General features: G+C 64.6%; 9 protein-coding genes, 1 tRNA gene and 1 pseudogene. 3 read left to right on the forward strand and 8 right to left on the reverse strand.

Annotation, left to right across the window (positions count from 1 at the left end; translation table 11 throughout):
- Positions 1–22: 22 nt before the first annotated feature.
- The 6 genes and pseudogenes from C463_RS08075 to C463_RS08115 all read right to left on the reverse strand — a co-directional run bounded on the left by C463_RS08075 (position 23) and on the right by C463_RS08115 (position 12,216).
- Positions 23–2,903 (reverse strand): annotated as a pseudogene (locus tag C463_RS08075) (UvrD-helicase domain-containing protein).
- The gene (locus C463_RS08080) at positions 2,900–5,482 is read right to left on the reverse strand and encodes a PD-(D/E)XK nuclease family protein (protein WP_008442651.1); all 2,583 of its coding nucleotides are present in this window, start codon (positions 5,480–5,482) and stop codon (positions 2,900–2,902) included. The pseudogene C463_RS08075 and the gene C463_RS08080 overlap by 4 nt, the downstream one beginning before the upstream one ends.
- Positions 5,483–5,572: 90 nt before the next feature.
- Entirely contained in the window at positions 5,573–6,763 is a 1,191-nt protein-coding gene (locus C463_RS08085) for an amidohydrolase family protein (protein WP_008442654.1), read from the reverse strand.
- A gap of 962 nt (positions 6,764–7,725) precedes the next feature.
- A complete protein-coding gene (locus C463_RS18540; protein ID WP_049905695.1) occupies positions 7,726–8,064 on the reverse strand; it encodes a hypothetical protein in 339 nt (112 codons plus the stop codon).
- A 2,909-nt stretch (positions 8,065–10,973) separates the two neighbouring features.
- On the reverse strand, positions 10,974–11,117 hold the full coding sequence (locus tag C463_RS18985; protein WP_160163100.1) for a hypothetical protein: 144 nt from the start codon (positions 11,115–11,117) through the stop codon (positions 10,974–10,976).
- A 1,024-nt stretch (positions 11,118–12,141) separates the two neighbouring features.
- A tRNA-Arg gene (locus C463_RS08115) sits at positions 12,142–12,216 on the reverse strand.
- A 332-nt stretch (positions 12,217–12,548) separates the two neighbouring features.
- Here C463_RS08115 and C463_RS08120 point away from each other — a divergent pair.
- Complete coding sequence (locus C463_RS08120) at positions 12,549–13,148, forward strand: RAD55 family ATPase (protein ID WP_008442657.1); 600 nt, start codon at positions 12,549–12,551, stop codon at positions 13,146–13,148.
- 83 nt (positions 13,149–13,231) lie between these two features.
- Complete coding sequence (locus tag C463_RS08125) at positions 13,232–13,654, forward strand: CoA-binding protein (protein ID WP_008442658.1); 423 nt, start codon at positions 13,232–13,234, stop codon at positions 13,652–13,654.
- A 27-nt stretch (positions 13,655–13,681) separates the two neighbouring features.
- Here the strand turns inward: C463_RS08125 and C463_RS08130 are convergent, their stop codons facing one another.
- On the reverse strand, positions 13,682–14,662 hold the full coding sequence (locus tag C463_RS08130) for a PLP-dependent cysteine synthase family protein (protein WP_008442660.1): 981 nt from the start codon (positions 14,660–14,662) through the stop codon (positions 13,682–13,684).
- 213 nt (positions 14,663–14,875) lie between these two features.
- On the opposite strand from C463_RS08130, the gene thrS reads away from it, so the two are divergent.
- The gene (gene thrS, locus C463_RS08135; protein WP_008442661.1) at positions 14,876–16,852 is read left to right on the forward strand and encodes a threonine--tRNA ligase; all 1,977 of its coding nucleotides are present in this window, start codon (positions 14,876–14,878) and stop codon (positions 16,850–16,852) included.
- A gap of 39 nt (positions 16,853–16,891) precedes the next feature.
- Here thrS and C463_RS08140 read toward each other — a convergent pair whose 3' ends face one another.
- Complete coding sequence (locus C463_RS08140) at positions 16,892–18,412, reverse strand: GAF domain-containing sensor histidine kinase (protein WP_008442662.1); 1,521 nt, start codon at positions 18,410–18,412, stop codon at positions 16,892–16,894.
- Positions 18,413–18,686: the final 274 nt, after the last annotated feature.

Below are 18,686 nucleotides of genomic sequence, written 5' to 3' on the forward strand. Positions count from 1 at the left end.
TCGGCGTCCGAATCCAACCCCGTCAGTCGGCGCCCGACTCGGCGTCGCGGACGAGCGCGCGCAGGTCCTCGATCGAGTGCGGATCGATCCGCTCACGCGACCCGTCGCTCGTGTAGAACAGGCTCGTCTCGACCGACTTTCCGTCGAACCACTCGTCGAGGACGTGGTAGTAGACGCTGAGCTGCTTCCGGTACTCCGACTGCGCGCGTCGCGTCCGTCTTGTAGTCGATCACCTCGACTCGGTCGCCCGTCACGTGGACGAGGTCCGCGATCCCGGAGACGGTGACGCGGCGGCCGTCGACGTCGAGCGGGAGCGTCACCGGCTCCTCGACGTGTAACTCGCCCGAGAGCCCGTCGAGGAGTTCGACGACCCGCCGCTCGTGATCGTTCGACGGCGTCACGTCGTCGCCGAGCGCGTACGCCTCCGCGAAGTCGTGGACGCGCGAGCCGAAGTCCATCCCCCGCGTCTCGGGTTCGGCCTCGGGGCCGGCCTCCGGCCGCTCGCCCGTCTCCTCGAACACCGTCTCGTCCATCAGTGAGTGCGGAGAGTGGCCGATCGGCCCGTTCGGCGCCGTCACCGCGAACGGGAGTTCCGCCTCGGCGGGGGCGTCGCGGTCGAGCGGCTCGACGGCGGGCTCGATCGCCTCGACGGCGACCGGAAGCTCCTCGAGGAACGTGTTCGGGTCCTCGCCGGCCGCGAACACGACGTGGCTCTCCGCGCGCGTGACCGCGACGTACAGCAGCCGCCGCTCCTCGTCGTACGCCCGGGGCAGGCAGCGCCTGATGACGTCGTGCCGCCAGTTGTCGTACACGTGCGGGTGGGGCCGCTCCGCCGAGTAGATCTTCCGCTGGCGGAGGCCGACCGGGTCCCGGTACTGTATCACGCTCGACCCGCCGGCCCGCGGCGGGAAGCGCCCCTCGTTCATGTTCGCCATGACGACGATGGGGTACTCCAGCCCCTTCGCGGTGTGAATCGTCTGAACGGTCACCGCGTCGTCGCCGGCGGACGCCCGGACGTCGACGGTGCTGCCGGTCTCGACGCCGCGCTCCATGAACCGGATCAGCTCGCCGCGGGTCGCCGTCGTCGAGTCGTGGACCGACTGGACCGAGTGGAGGAGGACGTCCGCGACGTCGCCCGTGAACCCGTAGCGGTCGAGGACGCGGCGGGCGACCGCGCCGACGGACTCCAGTTCGCGGAGCTCGTCGCGGAACGCGGCCGGCTCGGTCGGGTACGACCCCGTCTCCAGGAAGCGATCGATCTCGTCGAACGCGTACCCGATCCGTTCGAACACGACCGCCCAGCCGCGGTCGGCGTCCGATTCGAGGATCCGGAGCCACGCGAGCAGCAGCTTCGCCGGGTCGGTCCGGAACAGCTCGACCCCGCCGTCGTACGCCAGCGGGAAGTCGTACTCGGCGCCGACGTCGAGGAGTTCCCGCCCGTAGTCTCTGGTCCGCGTGAACACCGCAATGTCCCCGTACTCCGGCGGGCGCGGCTCGCCGTCCTCTCCCTCGACGGCGTAGTCGTCGTTGCCGACGATCGCTTGGACCTTCGAGAGGACGGCCTCGTGTTCGTCTTCGTGGCGGACCCCCTCGACGACCGTGTTGTCGAAGGCGGCGTTCGAGGAGAGCCCGACGACGTCTGCGGGGTCGGTCTCCACCGTGTCACCGCTCGACGCCGGCGTCACGATAGCTCGCTCGGACAGGTCGATGACGGACTCGGTGGACCGGTAGTTCTCCCGAAGTTCGATCCGGGTCGGGTCGGCCGCGTCGAAGGGGACCCGGTCCGCGTCGGCGTTGAGGTCCGCGGCGAACCGCTCCAGTCGGTCCTCGAACTCCAGAATGTTGTCCACGTCCGCGTACTGGAACGAGTAGATGCTCTGCTTCCAGTCGCCGACGACACAGAGGTTCTCCGTCCCGGAGAGCAGCAGCGCGAGCTTGAACTGGACCTCGCTGGTGTCCTGGAACTCGTCGACCATCACGTACTCGAACTCCGCCGCCTCGCGGGCGCGCTCGTCCTCGCAGAGGAGGACGAACGCGAACAGCTGGAGGAAGCTGAAGGAGAGGTAGTTGCGGCGCAGGGCGAACCGGAGGTACTCGACGTAGGCGTCGTGAACGAACGAGTTGAGGGCCGACCGGTCCTCGTAGAACACCTGCCGCGCCACGTCCTCGTCGAGTCGCTTCGTCCCGCGGCCGCCGCGGAGCGCCGACTCCGTCGGCGCGTCGGGGCGGTACGCCTTATCCCGGCCGAAGCCGCTCAGGTCCTCTCGCAGCTTCGACTGTTTCCGGCCGTCGTTCCGGGGCTGATTCGCGGCGTCGAACCGCTCTCTGAACGCCTCGAAGTCGCCGTCGAGGTGGGATTCGCCGTCCCGGTACCACCCGTCCGTCGATGGGAATATTCCCTTCGACGCGAGCTCCTCGATCAGGTCGAGCAGCTCGCCGGGCGCGGAGAGCGCCCGATAGAAGTCGGCGTGTTCCGGGTGGTCGTCGCGGAAGCCGGCGAAGAACTCGCGGAACCGCTCGGCCTCGATCAGCTCGTCCTCGAGGATCCGCGTCGAGCCCGTGATCCGCTCGTCGAGGCCGAGGTGCGTCGGGGCGGCGTACCCGTGTTCCTGAAGGAGTTCGTGGCAGTGCGAGTGGAACGTCCGTATCGGCGCGTCGGCCAGCTCCCGGGGCCCGTACGCGCTGTGGTCGACGATCCGCTCCCGCATCTCCGTCGCGGCGCTCCGCGTGAACGTCGCCAGCAGCACGTCGTCCGGCTCCACGTCCGGTCGGTCGACGATCCGTCCGTAGCGACGGGTGACCGCGAACGTCTTCCCAGTCCCGGGGCCGGCGTCGACGAGGTACGACCCCTCCGTGCTGTCGATGAGTTCCCGTTGGGCGTCGTTCGGCGTCGGGTCGCTCATCGCTCCCCCTCCAGCAGCAGGTCTCGGTTGTCCACGCGCCGGTAGTTCGGCTCGCCGCCGAGCCCGTCGACCGGGAACCGCTCCTCGCCGGCCCGCCGCGCGTTGAGTTCGTCGAGGCGCTCGTCGACGAACGCCTCGAAGGCGTCCAAGTCCTCGCGGAAGAACGCCCGCTTGCGGACGCCGTTGAGCGCTCGAATCGCTTGGTCCGCGCCCTTCTCGGCGTCGACGGCCGCAGCGGTCTCCGCGTCGACGGCGGCGGTGAACTCCGCGGCGAACTCGGAGTCGCGCAGTTCCCCCTTGTCCGTCGTCTCGGGGAACGTCAAGGCGGTCATAATTTCCTCGTAGGCGGCGTAGCCGAGGTCATCGAACGTCTCCCGACAGTCGTTGTAGCCGTCCAGCAGCCGCTCGTACGCCTCCCTGGAGGCGACGTACTCGTCGAACGCGACCGGGTGGTAGGTGACGGTCGTGATCGCGTCGTCGAGGTCGGCGTCGCCCGCGATCACGTCGGCCATCGGTTCGAGGAAGTGGAAGAAGGTGAACTCCAGCCGCTCGTCCGGGCGGACCGTCCGGTAGTAGGTCAGGTACAGCGCGGCCTGGAAGTTCGGCGCGTCCGCCGGCGGGTCGAGCGCCGCGCCGCCGACGACCTGCGACGCCCGCTTCTTGCGCCCGCTCTTGTAATCGAGGAGCCGCGTCGGCGACCGGACGAGGTCTATCTTCCCCTTCACGCCGAGGGCGTCGTCCTCGAACCAGCGCTCGGTGAGCGGCGAGTCGACCGGCTCGTCGAAGTACTCCGCGAAGAAGTTGGTCCCCCACCCCGACGCCGGCGTGAGGAAGTCGTCCGACTCGGGCCCCTCGTCGTCGAGGTACTCGGTGATCAGGTCCATGCCGATGCGGTACGTCCGGCGGCGGAGCGGCTCGTCGGCGGCCGAGAAGAACGCCTCGGCCTCCGCGACCATGGCGTCGACGAGGTCGTCGGCGTCGGCCGCCGCGACGACGTCGGGGTGGTTCGCGTAGAACTCCGCGAAGTCGTGGAAGAGGTTCCCCTCGACGAACCGCTCCTGGTCCGGCATATCGAGGAGCCGCCCGAAGAGGTAGTCCCGCGGGCTGTTGACGTAGCTGTTCAGGGACGACTGGCTGACCGTCTCGACCGTCTCGGGGTCCACCCCGGTCGACTCGCGGTCGAAGCCCGCGCCCGTCGACCGCGGTCGCCGTCGGTGTTCGACCGAGTCGAGGTCGCTGAACCGCTCGAACTCGTCGTCGAGCAGGTCACCGAGGTACAGGCAGGGGGTGATCGGCTCCCCGGCGGCGGCGTCCTGGACGAGGTAGTACTGGCGGTCGCCGCTCTGGAGCAGGCGCTGGAAGCTCCCGACGTAGCGGTCGAACTGCGCCTCGGTGTCCACCCACGGCCGCTGGGGGGCCGAGTGCGTCCACTCCTCGCCCATGCCGAGGTGGAAGACGACGGGGCGGTCGACGTACGCCGAAGACTTCGCGTCGGCGAGAAGGACGCCCTCGTTCTCCCTGTCGACCGGGACCTCGTACGTCTGGAGGTAGTAAGCGAGCCGGTCGACGGCGCCGTCCGTCACGGGGTCGTCTGCGAGCCCGAGACTCGCCAACTCCTCGTCGAGCCGGCTCAGTGTGACGCCGGCCTCGCTCGCGTACGCGTCGAGCGCCGCCGCGAACGTCCGGTCCTCGACGCGGTCGCGGAACGCCCGCAGCCACGCCACGCCCGGTTGATCGACCGACTCCAAGCGCCGCTCGTGGTCGGCGATCGGCACGTCGATCCCCATCTGCGAGAGAACCGGGGCGGCGTCGCCGACGGTCGTCTCGGATCCCCGGAAGCAGAGCCGGAGGAGCCGGACGAACGCCCTGTGATGTGGGTCGTCGGCGAACCCCGGGCCGCCGTAGAAGGGGACGTCCGCCGCCTCGAACGTGGATTCGACGAGCGAGGAGTACTTCCCGCCGCCGTCGAGGACGACGGCGACGTGTTCGGCGTTGCGCGCCGAGACCGCGTCAAGGAGCGCGGCGACGACGTCCGTCGCCGACTCGAAGACGTGGAAGGGCGGGTGGTCGAACGCCTCGTCGGCGAAGGGGTCGACGCGGTCGAACGCGTCCGGGAGGACGCTCCGCTCCAGGGCAGTCAGCTGATCGTACCCGACGACCGCGACGGACTGCCCGTCGTCGACCGCGTACTCCGTGAGCCGCTTCGACGTCGTGCGGAGGCTCCGCATCACCTCGACGACCTCGCGGGTCCCGTCGTCGACGTAGGCGTCGTACTCAAGTATCGCGTCGAGACGCCCCTGATGCTCCCAGCACTGGAGCACGTTCCCGACGGCGTACGCGACCGCCTTCCAGTCGTGGTCCGTCCGCGTGACGAGTTCGAGGAACGCGCGGCGGTCCTCCGCCTGCTCGCGGCGGCCGGCGGCGAGGCGGCGCGGCGTGGTCGCGAACGTCCCGAAGTGCGGGCGGTCGAGGCGGCGGTTGATCGCGCTCGCCAACGCGGCGTCGGGAGTCACGACGAGGTCGTAGTCCGCGACGTCCGCGTAGAGGGATTCCGCGGGTTTCGCTCTCCGAATAGGCACGACTACCGCGAACCGGACGAGTCACAAAAAGATAGCGGGGGCGGGCGCTCGGTCCGCTCGGGGCACCGGCCGTCGTCGCCGACGCGCCGGCTACCAGTCGTACTCGTCGCGGGGGTCGACCGCGTCGCGCTCGCGGTCGAACACGTGTTCGCCGTCGACGAACACGTGTCGCGTCCGGCTGTCGTTCTCGTAGAAGACGCCGTCCCAGACCGCCACGTCGGCGTCCGTACCGACCGCCAGCGTGCCGACGCTGTCGTCGATGCCGAGGATCTCGGCCGGATAACGCGTCACCGCCTCCAGCGCCTTGTCCGCGGGGAAGCCCTCGCGGACCGCGAGCCCGACGCAGACGTCGAGGTGCTGTTGTGGGAGCACGGGCGCGTCCGTCTGGATTGCGACCTTCACGCCCGCCTCGCGGAGGATCGCCGGCGTCTCGAAGGTGATGTTCCGGAGTTCGTACTTCGCGCCCGAGTACAGCGAGGGGCCGACGATCGCGGGCACGTCCCGCTCCGCGAACTCCTCGGCGATCAGGTGGCCCTCGGTCGCGTGTTCGATCGAGAGCGACTCGATCCCGAACTCCTCGGCGATCCGGAAGACGGTCATGATGTCGTCGGTGCGGTGGGCGTGAACGCGGAGCGGGAGTCCCTCGGTGAGGACGCGGGCGAGGTTCTCCATGCCGAGGTCGCGCTCGAACGGCTCGCCCTCGTTGCGGGCGTGCTCGCGCCGGTCGACGTAGTCTTCGGCCTCCATCAGCGCCTCGCGGAGGGTGGCCGCGACGCCGGGACGCGTCGAGGGCTGGCGGCCCTGCTCCTCGCCGTGGAAGCGCTTCGGGTTCTCGCCCATCGCGGCCTTCATGCCGTCCTCGCGGATCAGCATGTCGTCGGCGGTGAGTCCGTGGGTCTTCATCGAGCAGATGATCCCGCCGATCACGTTGCCCGACCCCATCCGCGCCGAGACGGCGGTGACGCCGTTCTGGAACGCGTGTTTCAGCTCCTCGTCGCGCGGGTGGAACCCGTCGAGCGCGTTGACGTGCGGCGTGACCGCCGAGGTCCCCTCGTTGACGTCGCCGTCCTCCGGCTCCCCCCACTCGGCCATGCCGGCGTGGCTGTGCGCGTCGACGAGCCCCGGCGTGACGCGGTGGCCCGAAACGTCGATCACCGTCGCCTCCTCGGGCGGCTCACCCTCGTCGAGTGAAACGATCTCGCCGTCGTCGATGACGACGGTCGCGTCGATCGTTCCCCGGTCCGTTGCCGTGTGGACGGTCCCGCCGACGAGCGCGTACATGGAACCCGATTCACCGGGACGGTACTAAACGGTTCAGGAGGCGGTTCGTCCGGCCGGAAATCGGCATCGGGTCACGCGACCGGTGCGAGTCACCGATCCGGTGGGATATCGCTGTCGCGCTGAGGAATGTGACGTTCCGATGGGCGCTACAGGCCTTGGTCACGCGGCGTGACAACCCTTCCTTGTGTTGATCTTCGATATTGTAGCTGTCGGTTCGGTTGCGTCGCAGTGATATTGCCGGTGATATTACGAGTCTCTCGCTTGCCCAGCCACTGAATTATACAGATTCAAGAAGACTACCTGACCCTTCAGGGTCAGGATGAATCCGACAATACCCTACATGACCCACGTCCGATGGCATTCCTGAGTTTTCAAAATACGTAGCTTCAAATATTTTCACCTCGGAGTAAAGGCAAGGTCAGGTCGGAACAGAGCGATTCCGAACAGCCTTCGGAGGCGGTCTAGCCGCCACTAATGAGACAGTATCCGGAACACCAACATGGTGAACACGAACGCTGAAACGTTCGTCTTGTGCCAGTTGGTTGAGCAAGCAGTAAGATAACTCCGAATCCGTCAAAGCGACGTTGACTCCCTGCTGGCAAAAACAACAGATGGGAATCGGACGGCGTGGAGGATAGGAGTAACGGCAGTTTGGCACCGCCAGTCAGCCACTGACCACGATGACTGGGTTAAACGGGTTCCCGCTAAGTGGCAGAGTCATGGTTGCGAACCTGAAACTCCCACCGCTCGGGATTCCTGCGTCTTCAGGCGCAGGAGGATGTCAACTCGCCCCGGTCGTCGCAGTCGATCAGCACGGGCCGTTGGCTGGGAACGAACTAACCAGCCGTCTGGCTGAGGTATAATGTACACATTTTGTCAACCAGACATTTTCACGGTGAGAGTTACGTTTTACTTACAGCTCTTAGACCAGTTAGGAAGTACCCGTTATGATAATCAGAGTACTAGGGAACTTCTTCTATGATGTCGCGTAGATCACCTGAGTTGGACCAGGCGAAGCATCGATTGTGGAGTTCGAAGAGTCGGAATTCGTTGAGGTGTACCCAGCTGTATGTAACTGGGGCGTCCTCGGTGTCGTCTCGATCTTCTAGTTGCGTTATGATGTCTGCTGTCGCAAGATCGATCTCGTTCTTGTGCGCTGCTGTGACGAGCGAGTCCAGTTCTTCTTCGGTGGTAGCTTCGTCGAGATCGTCGTTGAAGTAGATTGTCGCGGCAGCGGCGATGACGTCTGCTTCTGTGTTGAGGTTCTGTGCGGTCAGCCAGGTGTAGTCCCGCGGGAGCACGTAGGATTTATCGAAGTATGGTGTCGTGCTGATTTTCCCGNTCTGCTTCTGTGTTGAGGTTCTGTGCGGTCAGCCAGGTGTAGTCCCGCGGGAGCACGTAGGATTTATCGAAGTATGGTGTCGTGCTGATTTTCCCGAGTTCGGTAACTTCGCCGCCGGCGTCCTGTTCATACACGGCGACAATGGTGTCGGTGTGCGTGGCGAGGAGTGTGAATCGGATGCGGAAGGTGGGGAGGCGGTCGATATCTAATTCTGGGAGGTCGCCCATCAGGAACGGGTATGTTCCGAGTCGCTTGTCGAGTTCGTTTTGGACGATGCGAAGCCGTCGAATGTATGGGTCGCGGTAGCTCCCGAGGATGAAGTACGAATCTTCGGGTGTGTGAAGGTGTGGGAGTTCTCGGTTGGCGAATCCGAGNCGAATGTATGGGTCGCGGTAGCTCCCGAGGATGAAGTACGAATCTTCGGGTGTGTGAAGGTGTGGGAGTTCTCGGTTGGCGAATCCGAGTATCTTTGATGTTTCGTGAGGCTCTAGTTCCAGCCCTTGGAGCGCATCGTTTACGCTCTCCATGATTTCTGCTGAATTTGGAGGTGGGCCGGGGTCTGTCATATTATGTGCTCTCTGGTGAGTGAACAAATAGATTGCTGACTAGAATGGCTATTTTGCTGTTTGACCACATTGGTTAACCCAAAGTGTTATTCGCGTCGCCGAAGTATTCTCAAGTGAGAGTATGAGTGATGCGTCTGCCGCGGAGGGTGGCGGTCCGTTCGAGGAGCAGCGGCAGATCTACGATCTCCTGTCCCAAGAGACGCGGCACTTGATTCTACAGTTCATTCTTGGCCATCCGGAGCACCTCCCGTCACTCGATGAGTTAGCGTATATGATACCGAAAAACAAGGCTGCGATCCGGGATCAGCTGGAGGTTCTCGGTGACAACGATATCATCGAGTGTTATCGGTCCCCGCCAAATGAGGAGGCGCGCGATCTGCCCAGTCAGTTCTACGGCCTGACTGAACACGGTGTGGAGATCCTCTACGAGTACAACTATCTCCGTGGGCTGCCCGTCGCGCGTGCGCTTTACGATNTGCCCAGTCAGTTCTACGGCCTGACTGAACACGGTGTGGAGATCCTCTACGAGTACAACTATCTCCGTGGGCTGCCCGTCGCGCGTGCGCTTTACGATAACACGCGCCTGTCGGAGAAAGCCCAACGGCACCGTGACGCACCGCGTCCAGACCTTCCAGACTCAGTCAGAGACGCGCTTACGATTGACGAGGATGAAGGCGCTGATTTCGACCGCTTGGAGCGGTACATCCGGGAACGAAAGGGGAATACCCACAGCGTTGATGATCAGGTGACCGTCGCAAAGGCGTTCTACACTACAGGGATAGATCCCGAGGAAGANCGGGAACGAAAGGGGAATACCCACAGCGTTGATGATCAGGTGACCGTCGCAAAGGCGTTCTACACTACAGGGATAGATCCCGAGGAAGAGGGTATCAAGCGAACCGAGCTGCTGGACTCGCTTGATGTCGACATTGAGTACCAACCACGGACGGTACTGAATCACCTTGTTGATGCTGGAGTGCTTGCTCAGACCGCGCCGCCTGGTCCGGATGTCTTTGCGATCAGCGAGCGCCTTGACGATATTGTAAACGGGAACGTGGGTGAGGAGGCGGAAGCGAATCTTGATGCGCTGATCGCACATATTGACGACGAGCTACAGGTCACGGCTCTTTCTGAAGGTGCTGCGGAGCGGGATGGCCCGCAGGCTCGTGCTTCGGCACCGTCTGTCGCGGTCGCTGATGGTGCCGGGCGGACAATCCGAAGTATCCTCGCTGCGGAATTTGCTATCGAACCAGAGCGAGTCACTGACTTTCTACAATCGGGGGACCCAGTAGACCGACTCAATACGGCTGTCGAAGCAATTGAATCCTCTAAAGAAGTCACGAAATCAGAAGACTACGGACAAATCGTGTTTGTCAGTCCAGCGTATCGCTACCGACTGACCGAGGAAGCGATGCAGCTCGTCTAGTTCCCGCGGAAACCGGGCAGAGAATCGACGAGATTAGCCACCGAACAGCCGAGAAAAGAACCCGCGGCTCTGTTGAAATACTTCGAAAGTGATACATTTTGACCCACTGTGGTCAGTACAGAGTGTTTAGTTACCAGAAAGAACTCATCTGACATCCGTAACGTACTGAGTACACAGATGTCTTGATCACGACGGCGGCTCCTACAGCTTTGTAGTCTCTCCGTCCTCGCAGGATTCGCTGGCTGTACGTCGTTACCATTCGTTGGGACGCTTGGATTCAGGCTTCGGAACTACACCGATGAAGCACACGACGCACGGGTCGAGGTTCGAGTTGCCAGACAGACAGCGTTTGAACAGACATACCAACTACCGAGTGCGAACGGAGGAGATTCATACGTCCACACGGAGACTAACGCCGTCTCCCGCATTCCGAGCGGGATGCCGTACACCGTATCCCTGTTCCTCAATGGAATCAAAAAACAGACTCTCAAAACGACTATAGATTGTACAGATCGGGACTCACAACAGATAGACGAGGAGATCGACATTAGCATCGGGTTCGGTGGTGGCGATAGCGTTGAGGTAGCTGATACAGAGTGCTAAGTTCGCAACTCTCATGCACCGGCTGCTTCAGGTAAGAAGCTGTCTGAAGAATAGGATTTCAACAGAGCCAGCTGTACAGTAGTCAGCGTACCAGCACCGCTTATATAGTTGTTTCCCACATTTGATACGTCTGAACGGCGCTATTGAAATCCTTCAGAAGTAACACATCTGACCGAGCGTGGTCAGCACAGCCGATGATCATAACCACTCGCTGCTACTTGTGCTCGTAGGAAGTTCGACGCACCCCCAGAATCGTCATTACGAGAGATTCGGTCACGGCTCGCCGCTGTCCTCAGTCTCTTGCTCGACAAGTTCAATTACCTCCTCGATATCCTCCTCAGTGAACTCGTCTGCTTCGTTGGACGGTGTCTTCGTCTCTGATTCGGATGTATCCGTAGCGTCGTGTTCAGCGAACATTCGCTCCAGCCCTTTCAGTGCGCCGAGATACCGGTACAGGTCGTCGCGGTCTGCGCGAGCATGGTAATACCCGTCCGCTGTCTTCTCGATGAACTCGTTGTCATNCCTTTCAGTGCGCCGAGATACCGGTACAGGTCGTCGCGGTCTGCGCGAGCATGGTAATACCCGTCCGCTGTCTTCTCGATGAACTCGTTGTCATAGAGCCGTTTGAGCGTCACTTTCGCGGTATTGTGCGGGATGTCGAGTTCCTCGTGAACTTCTCGCGGGGTGTAACCGTACTCATCGTGCTGATAGAGGAAAGCGACGACATCTGACTTCGTTGTGCCAGGCGTCANTTCCTCGTGAACTTCTCGCGGGGTGTAACCGTACTCATCGTGCTGATAGAGGAAAGCGACGACATCTGACTTCGTTGTGCCAGGCGTCAGCTCAATGTCCGGATCGTGATCGTCGAGTGAAACAGGCATGAAACTACTTGTAACCCATTGTAACTTAATATTGACATCCTCCTCCGGCTGTAGTGCCTAGTAGAAGTTATGAAGGTAGAGTTTGATGTGTAGCTATGTCTGGGGATCGCCGTAAAGAGATCGTCCGTCACCTCAGCGANTTCCTCGTGAACTTCTCGCGGGGTGTAACCGTACTCATCGTGCTGATAGAGGAAAGCGACGACATCTGACTTCGTTGTGCCAGGCGTCAACTCAATGTCCGGATCGTGATTGTCGAGTGAAACAGGCATGAAACTGCTTGTAACCAATTGTAATTTAATAATAACTTCTCCCATAGCCTGTGCGCGGGGCTATCGGCCTACTGTGGAGACGAATCTCGTTCATATATCTGGCGCGCGCGCACTTCCAGTTACGCTGCCCACCCAACCATTATGTACTCCCGCTGTCATTCAACTGTAAGCGAATCGCATGACACCGGCGACCCCCGTTCCGAAACGTGATGAAATCAAAACGGCCAACGAGGGGGTCATTTATAAACGCCTTGCCGCCGTCTGTCAAATGTGGCGCGTCACGCAGAATGATGGGCGCTACAGGATTTGAACCCGTGGCAACTTGGTCCGAAGCCAAGCACTCTGTCCAAACTGAGCTAAGCGCCCTCACCGCTCCGTTCATCCGAGAGCGTGTTAAGTCCCGCGATCCGAAATCGACGCCACGCGGGCCGACGGTTCCGCGCCGGTCCCGGCGGTCGATCGATTCGTGGACGTGACACGTCCCCGCGGTCCGGCGGCGTCCCGTCCCGCGCTAGACCCGGAATTCGGCGGGTGATCGGGTCTACGGCCGCGCCGAGTCGCGTCGTCGCCTCGCACGGGTCGATCAAAAAGAATATTATTCGGAGCGGGCATGTTTCGATAGTAGATGTGCCCTGGTCGTACGGCCTCGCGGCCGAACGAGTGGCTCTCGCCGGCGACGTCGCCCCCGAGGTGCGTCCATGTATGAGCTGAAGCCGCACTTCGACGCCGAGGTCGAGCCCGGGACCAACATCCTGTTGACCGGCCCGCCGCTCAGCGGGAAGCGGTCGATCATGATGGACGTCCTCGCCGCGGGGACCGACCGCGACGAGGGCGCCATCGTCGTCACCACCAAGGACGGCGCCGACCGGGTGCTTCGCGACTACGAGAAGCGGACGCCCTACGAGGGCAAACCCGTCGCGGTCGTCGACTGCGTCACCCAACAGCAGGGCGGCGAGACCCGCGAGTCCGACCGGATCAAGTACGCCTCCTCGCCGGTGGACATGACCGGCATCGGGATCAAGCTCTCCGAGTTCCTCCAGGCGTTCGGGGACCGCGGCATCAAGCAGAACCGCGTGATGGTCCACTCCCTGTCGACACTGCTGATGTACTCGGACCTCCAGACGGTGTTCCGCTTCCTCCACGTGTTCACCGGCCGGGTCCAGAGCGTCGACGGACTGGGGCTGTTCAGCATCGACTCGACGGCCCACGACGACCAAGCGATGAACACGCTGAAACAACTGTTCGACGGGATCGTCACCGTCCCCGAGGACGGGGAACCCGATATCCGGCTTCCCTAACCGGGAGACGGCCGCCGGTGACCGCTTTTCTCTCCGTGAGGACTGGGGATCAGTTTAATCGCGTGGCGATCGAACCGACGGCCATGCCCATCACTGACGACGCCGGATTCGACCGCCTGCTCGACGCGGACACGATCGCCGTCGTCGGCTGTTCGACGACCCCCGGGAAGGCCGCGCACGACGTGCCCGCGTACCTCCAGCGGCAGGGGTACCGCGTGATCCCGGTGAACCCGTTCGCGGACGAGGTGCTCGGCGAACCGGCGTACGACGCGGTCGGCGACGTGGAGGAGGAGATCGACCTCGTCGACGTGTTCCGCCCGAGCGAGGAGGTCCCGGAGATCGTCGACGGCGTCCGCGAGCGGCACGCGGCGCGCGGCGACGCCGGCGCGGTGTGGCTCCAACTGGGTATCAGTCACGACGAGGCGGTCGGCGCCGCCGAAGCGGACGGTATCGACGTGGTACAAGACCGCTGTCTCAAAGTCGAACACGGCCGCCTGCGCGGATAGGAGGCCGTGACGGACGGTGCTGCCGAACTACCCCTCCCACTCCTCGAAGCTCCGATACACGCCCTTCGAGAGGTAGCGCTCGGAGGAGTCGCAGAACACGGTGACGACCGAGTCGTGCGGGGCGTCTATCTCGCCGTCGCGGATGTCGCGGGCGACCCGCTTCGCCGCGAGCGAGTTCGCGGCCGCCGACGAGGCGACGAGCTGGCCCTCCTCGGCCGCGAGCCGACCCATCTCCTCGTGGACGTCGCGGTCGGCTATCGCTTGGATATCGTCGACGAGGGTCGGATCGAACAGGTCGTTGCGCTCGGTGTCATGGGTGCCGATCCCCTCCGTCTTGTACGCCTCGTGCTCGACGTCCTCGCCGAGGAACTCGCGGAACGCCGACCCGGCGGGCTCGACCGCGACGACGTGGGTGTCCGGGTCGTGCTCGCGGAAGTAGCGGGCCATTCCCATCAGCGTCCCGGCGGTGCCGCAGCCGGCGACGACCGCGCCCACCTCCCCGTCGAGGGCCTCGTCGATTTCCGGGGCCGTCGTCTCGTAGTGCGCCTCCGCGTTGAGGGGGTTCGAGAACTGCTGCGGGACGACGGCGTCGTCCAGCTCCTCGGCGATCTGGTGGGCGCGGTCGATCGCGAGCCCCATCCCGTCCTCGCTGGGCGTGTTCACCACCTCGGCGCCGAGCGCGCGCATGAGCTGCTGTTTCTCCACCGAGAAGCGCTCGGGGACGACGAAGATCGCGTCCAGCCCCAGCTGCTTGGCCGCGACGGCGAGCCCGATCCCGGTGTTGCCGGCGGTCGGCTCGATCACGGTGCCGCCCTCGCTCACGTCGCCGCGCTCCAGCATCTGTTCGAGCATGTACTTCCCGATGCGGTCCTTGATGCTCGCGCCGGGGTTGAACGACTCCAGTTTGGCGTACACCGGCACCGCGTCCGGCGCGTCGTGGACTTCGACGAGCGGGGTCTCCCCGATCGTCTCCAACACCGACGACAGGGGCTCCCGATGGGCGGTCATACGCTGGCAAACGTTGCCGCCGGATTTGTGTGTTGCCATCGCTCCCTCCGGATCCGGGGATCCGGGGCGGCGGCGCGGTTTGCCGGGAGTCGAGATCGCGCCGACGACCGCGGCGGAGCGCCGCGACGGTCTGACCGTGATCGCTGCGGCGGTCCGACCGAATCCCCGTGACGGGCTGATCGTGTGACTTCGCGCCGCGGATCGAACACACTTATGCCGGTCGTCCGGTTCCGACCCTGTATGAGCGAGACCGATGCGGAGGCCGAGGTGACGGTCGTCCTGCCGGACGGATCAGAACTGACCGTTCCGGCGGGGTCGACAGTCGAGGACGTCGCCTTCGAGATCGGCCCCGGGCTCGGTCGCGACACCGTCGCGGGGAAGATCGACGGCGAACTCGTCGAGAAGCACGCCGCGGTCCACGACGGCGCGCGGATCGAGATCGTCACCGACCAGTCGGACGAGTACCTCACCGTGCTGCGCCACTCCGCGGCCCACGTGTTCGCGCAGGCGCTCCAGCGGCTCCACCCCGACGCGACGCTGACGATCGGCCCGCCGACCGACGACGGCTTCTACTACGACGTGACCGACGTCGACATCGACGAGGACGACTTGGCTGCCGTCGAAGCGGAGATGGAGGAGATAATCGCGGCCGACTACGAGATCGAACGCGAGGTCCGGTCGCGCGAGGAGGCGAAAGCGGTCTACGCCGACAACGAGTACAAGCGGCAGATCCTCGACGAGGAGGCCGACGGCGAGGAGGTCACCTTCTACGTCCAAGACGACTGGGAGGACCTCTGTCAGGGCCCCCACGTCGAGTCGACCGGCGAGATCGGCGCCGCGACCCTGTTGGAGGTCTCGGCCGCCTACTGGCGCGGCGACGAGGAGAACGACACGCTGACGCGCGTGTACGGCACGGCGTTCGACTCCGAGTCGGCCCTCGAAGAGCACTTGGAGATGCGCGAGCAGGCGAAGGAGCGCGACCACCGGAAGATCGGACAGGAGATGAACCTCTTCTCGATCCCGACGGTGACCGGCCCCGGCCTGCCGCTGTACCACCCGCCGGGGAAGACGGTGCTGCGGGAGCTCTCCGACTTCGCGAACGAGCTCAACCGCGACCACGGCTACGAGGAGGTCGAGACGCCCCACGTGTTCCGGACGGAACTGTGGAAGAAGTCCGGCCACTACGAGAACTACAAGGACGACATGTTCCTCCTCGACGTCAACGACGAGGAGTACGGCCTGAAGCCGATGAACTGCCCGGGCCACGCGACGATCTTCGACCAGCAGAGCTGGTCGTACCGCGACCTCCCGCAGCGCTACTTCGAGAACGGGAAGGTGTACCGGAAGGAGCAGCGCGGCGAGCTGTCGGGCCTCTCGCGCGTCTGGTCGTTCACCATCGACGACGGTCACCTGTTCGTCCGCCCGGACCAGATCCGGCAGGAGATCGAGTCGGTGATCGAGATGATCTTCGAGGTCGTCGAGACGCTCGACCTGGAGGTCGAGGTCGCGCTCGCGACCCGCCCCGACAAGTCCGTCGGCGGCGACGAGATCTGGGAGTCCGCCGAGGAGCAGCTGCGCGACGTGCTGGAGTCGGGCGGCTACGACTACGACGTCGAGCCCGGCGACGGCGCCTTCTACGGGCCGAAGATCGACTTCGGCTTCGAGGACGCGTTGGGGCGCGTCTGGGACGGACCCACCGTCCAGCTCGACTTCAACATGCCCGACCGGTTCGACCTCACGTACACGGGCGAGGACAACGAGGACCACCAGCCAGTGATGATCCACCGGGCGCTGTACGGCAGCTACGAGCGCTTCTTCATGGTCCTCATCGAGCACTTCGACGGCAACTTCCCGCTGTGGCTCGCGCCGGAGCAGGTCCGGATCCTCCCCGTCTCAGACGAGACGCTCGGCTACGCCCACCGCGTGAAGAACGAGCTGGAGGACGCGGGCTTCCGCGTCGAGGTCGAGGACCGCGACATGACGGTCGGCCGCAAGATCCGTGCGGGCCACGACGACCGCCTCCCGTACATGGTGATCGTCGGCGACGACGAGCAGGAGGCGGGCACCGTCTCGGTCCGCGACCGCTTCGAGAACCAGCGCGGCGACGTCGACCTCGACGAGTTCGTCGACCACCTCGTCGAAGAGCGCGAGGAAAAGCGGACGGAGCCGGAGTTCGTCGACGGAGAGTGAGCCGACGCGGCCCGCGCGGACCGGGACTCGACGGCGAGATCAGACCGACTCGACGCCGGTGACCTCGAAGCGCGCGCCGCCCTCGTCGGACGCGACGACCCGAACGCCCCAGCCGTGGCCGTGGGCTATCTCGGCGACGATGTTCAGGCCGAACCCGGTGCCGTCGCTCGTCGTCGTATACCCGGTCTCGAACACTTGTTCCCGCTCGTCTTCGGGTATCCCGTCTCCGTCGTCGGCCACGTAGAACCCGTCGTCGTCCGCGAGCGCCCCGACCGTGACTGTCACGTCCTCGCCGCCGTGTTCCATCGCGTTTCTGAACAGGTTCTCCAACAGCTGTCGCAGCCGCGCCTCGTCGGCCATGACGTCGAGGTCGTCGGCAGCCGCGCGGAACGTCCCGCCCCGCTTGTCGGTCGTCTTCCAGGCGTCGGCGGCGAGCGCGACGAGGTCGACCGGTTCGGTCTCGTCGACGGCGCTCCCCTCGCGCGCCAGCGTGAGCAGGTCATCGATGAGCGTCTCCATGCGCGAGAGCGACCGCTCGACCGGCTCGATATGCTCGCTGTCGCACTCGTCGGCCAGCAGTCCCATCCGCCCCCGCGCGGCCGTCAGCGGGTTCCGGAGGTCGTGGCTCACGACGCTCGCGAACTCCTCGAGCCGGTCGCGCTCGCGTTCGAGCCGCTCGGCCGCGCGCTGCCGCTCCAGTTCATAGCTCACCCAGCGCGTCAGCAACTCGACGAACGTCCGCTGGGTGTCGGTGAAGGGCTCGCCGCGGGGGGTGGTCGCGGCGAAACAGAGCGTCCCGAACTGCTCGCCGTCGACCTCCACCTGTCCGCCGATGTACGCCTCGAGTCCGAACGTCTCGTACGCCGGGTCGTCGCTCCACCCGTCGTCGGAGGCGTCGACGACCGTCAGCAGCCGGTCGCGCTCGATGGTCCGCTTACAGTACGCCTCGTCGAGCGGGCAGGCCTCGCCGGCCTGTAGCAGCGGGTGCTCCGCGTGCGATATCTCGACGTGTTGGGTGCCGTCCTCGATCCGGGTGAGGAAGCCGTTCGGCACGTCGAGGTACTCGCAGCCGAGCGTCAGGATCGCCTCGACCTTCTCCTCGAAGGTGCGGTCCTGGTCCGAGGAGACCGCGTAGAGGCGCTGGATGGCCCGGAGGCTCTCCTGCTGGCGCCGTTCTAAGTCGCGCCGCTCGGTGATGTCCCGGAGGTACACCGAGAGCCCCTCGTCGGAGGGGAACACGCGCACGTCGAACCAGACGCCCAGCGGTTCGTAGTACGAGTCGAACGAGACGGACTCTTGGACGTCCATGGCGCGGTGGTACCGCTCGTAGAACTCCGTCCCGGTCGAACTCGGGATCGAGTCCCACAGGTGACACCCTACCACCGTCTCGCCCGGATCGACCGCGTCGTCACGCATCGCGGCCCGCAGGATCCGCCGTCCCTCCTCGTTGGCGTACGTGACCCTCCAGTCCGCGTCGAGGGCGAAGAACCCGTCTGCCATCCGGTCGATGACGGTCTGGAGGTCTTGGTCTGCGCTCGATTCGCCCGCGCGGTCGCTCATGGCGCCTCGTACGCGTCGCGGGGATTTAGGTACCGGTGGTCACCGCCCCCAGACCACCGGGCGTCTGCGCGGGCCGACGGAGTTCGATCGGCCGGGCGCCCGCTCGCGGTGTGGCGACTTCGATCGGCCGGGCGCTCGCTCGCGGCGCGGCGGCTTCGATCATCCAGGAACCCGCTCCCGGCGCGGCGATAGCGGCCGGCCGTTGTCGTCGGCCGTCACTGCGTCGGCGAGCCCGCGCGTTCCGTCGGGTTTTTGTCACCGCTGGCTGGACGCA

It is taken from the genome of Halorubrum californiense DSM 19288 (assembly GCF_000336875.1).
Lineage (GTDB): Archaea > Halobacteriota > Halobacteria > Halobacteriales > Haloferacaceae > Halorubrum > Halorubrum californiense.

Bases quoted from the DNA above. Each gene is read 5' to 3' on its own strand.
- C463_RS08085 (WP_008442654.1), bottom strand. From the start codon at position 6,763: ATGTACGCGCTCGTCGGCGGGACCGTCCACACGGCAACGGACCGGGGA.
- C463_RS18985 (WP_160163100.1), bottom strand. From the start codon at position 11,117: ATGTTCGCTGAACACGACGCTACGGATACATCCGAATCAGAGACGAAG.
- C463_RS08120 (WP_008442657.1), top strand. From the start codon at position 12,549: ATGTATGAGCTGAAGCCGCACTTCGACGCCGAGGTCGAGCCCGGGACC.
- C463_RS08125 (WP_008442658.1), top strand. From the start codon at position 13,232: ATGCCCATCACTGACGACGCCGGATTCGACCGCCTGCTCGACGCGGAC.
- C463_RS08130 (WP_008442660.1), bottom strand. From the start codon at position 14,662: ATGACCGCCCATCGGGAGCCCCTGTCGTCGGTGTTGGAGACGATCGGG.
- thrS (WP_008442661.1), top strand. From the start codon at position 14,876: ATGCCGGTCGTCCGGTTCCGACCCTGTATGAGCGAGACCGATGCGGAG.
- C463_RS08140 (WP_008442662.1), bottom strand. From the start codon at position 18,412: ATGAGCGACCGCGCGGGCGAATCGAGCGCAGACCAAGACCTCCAGACC.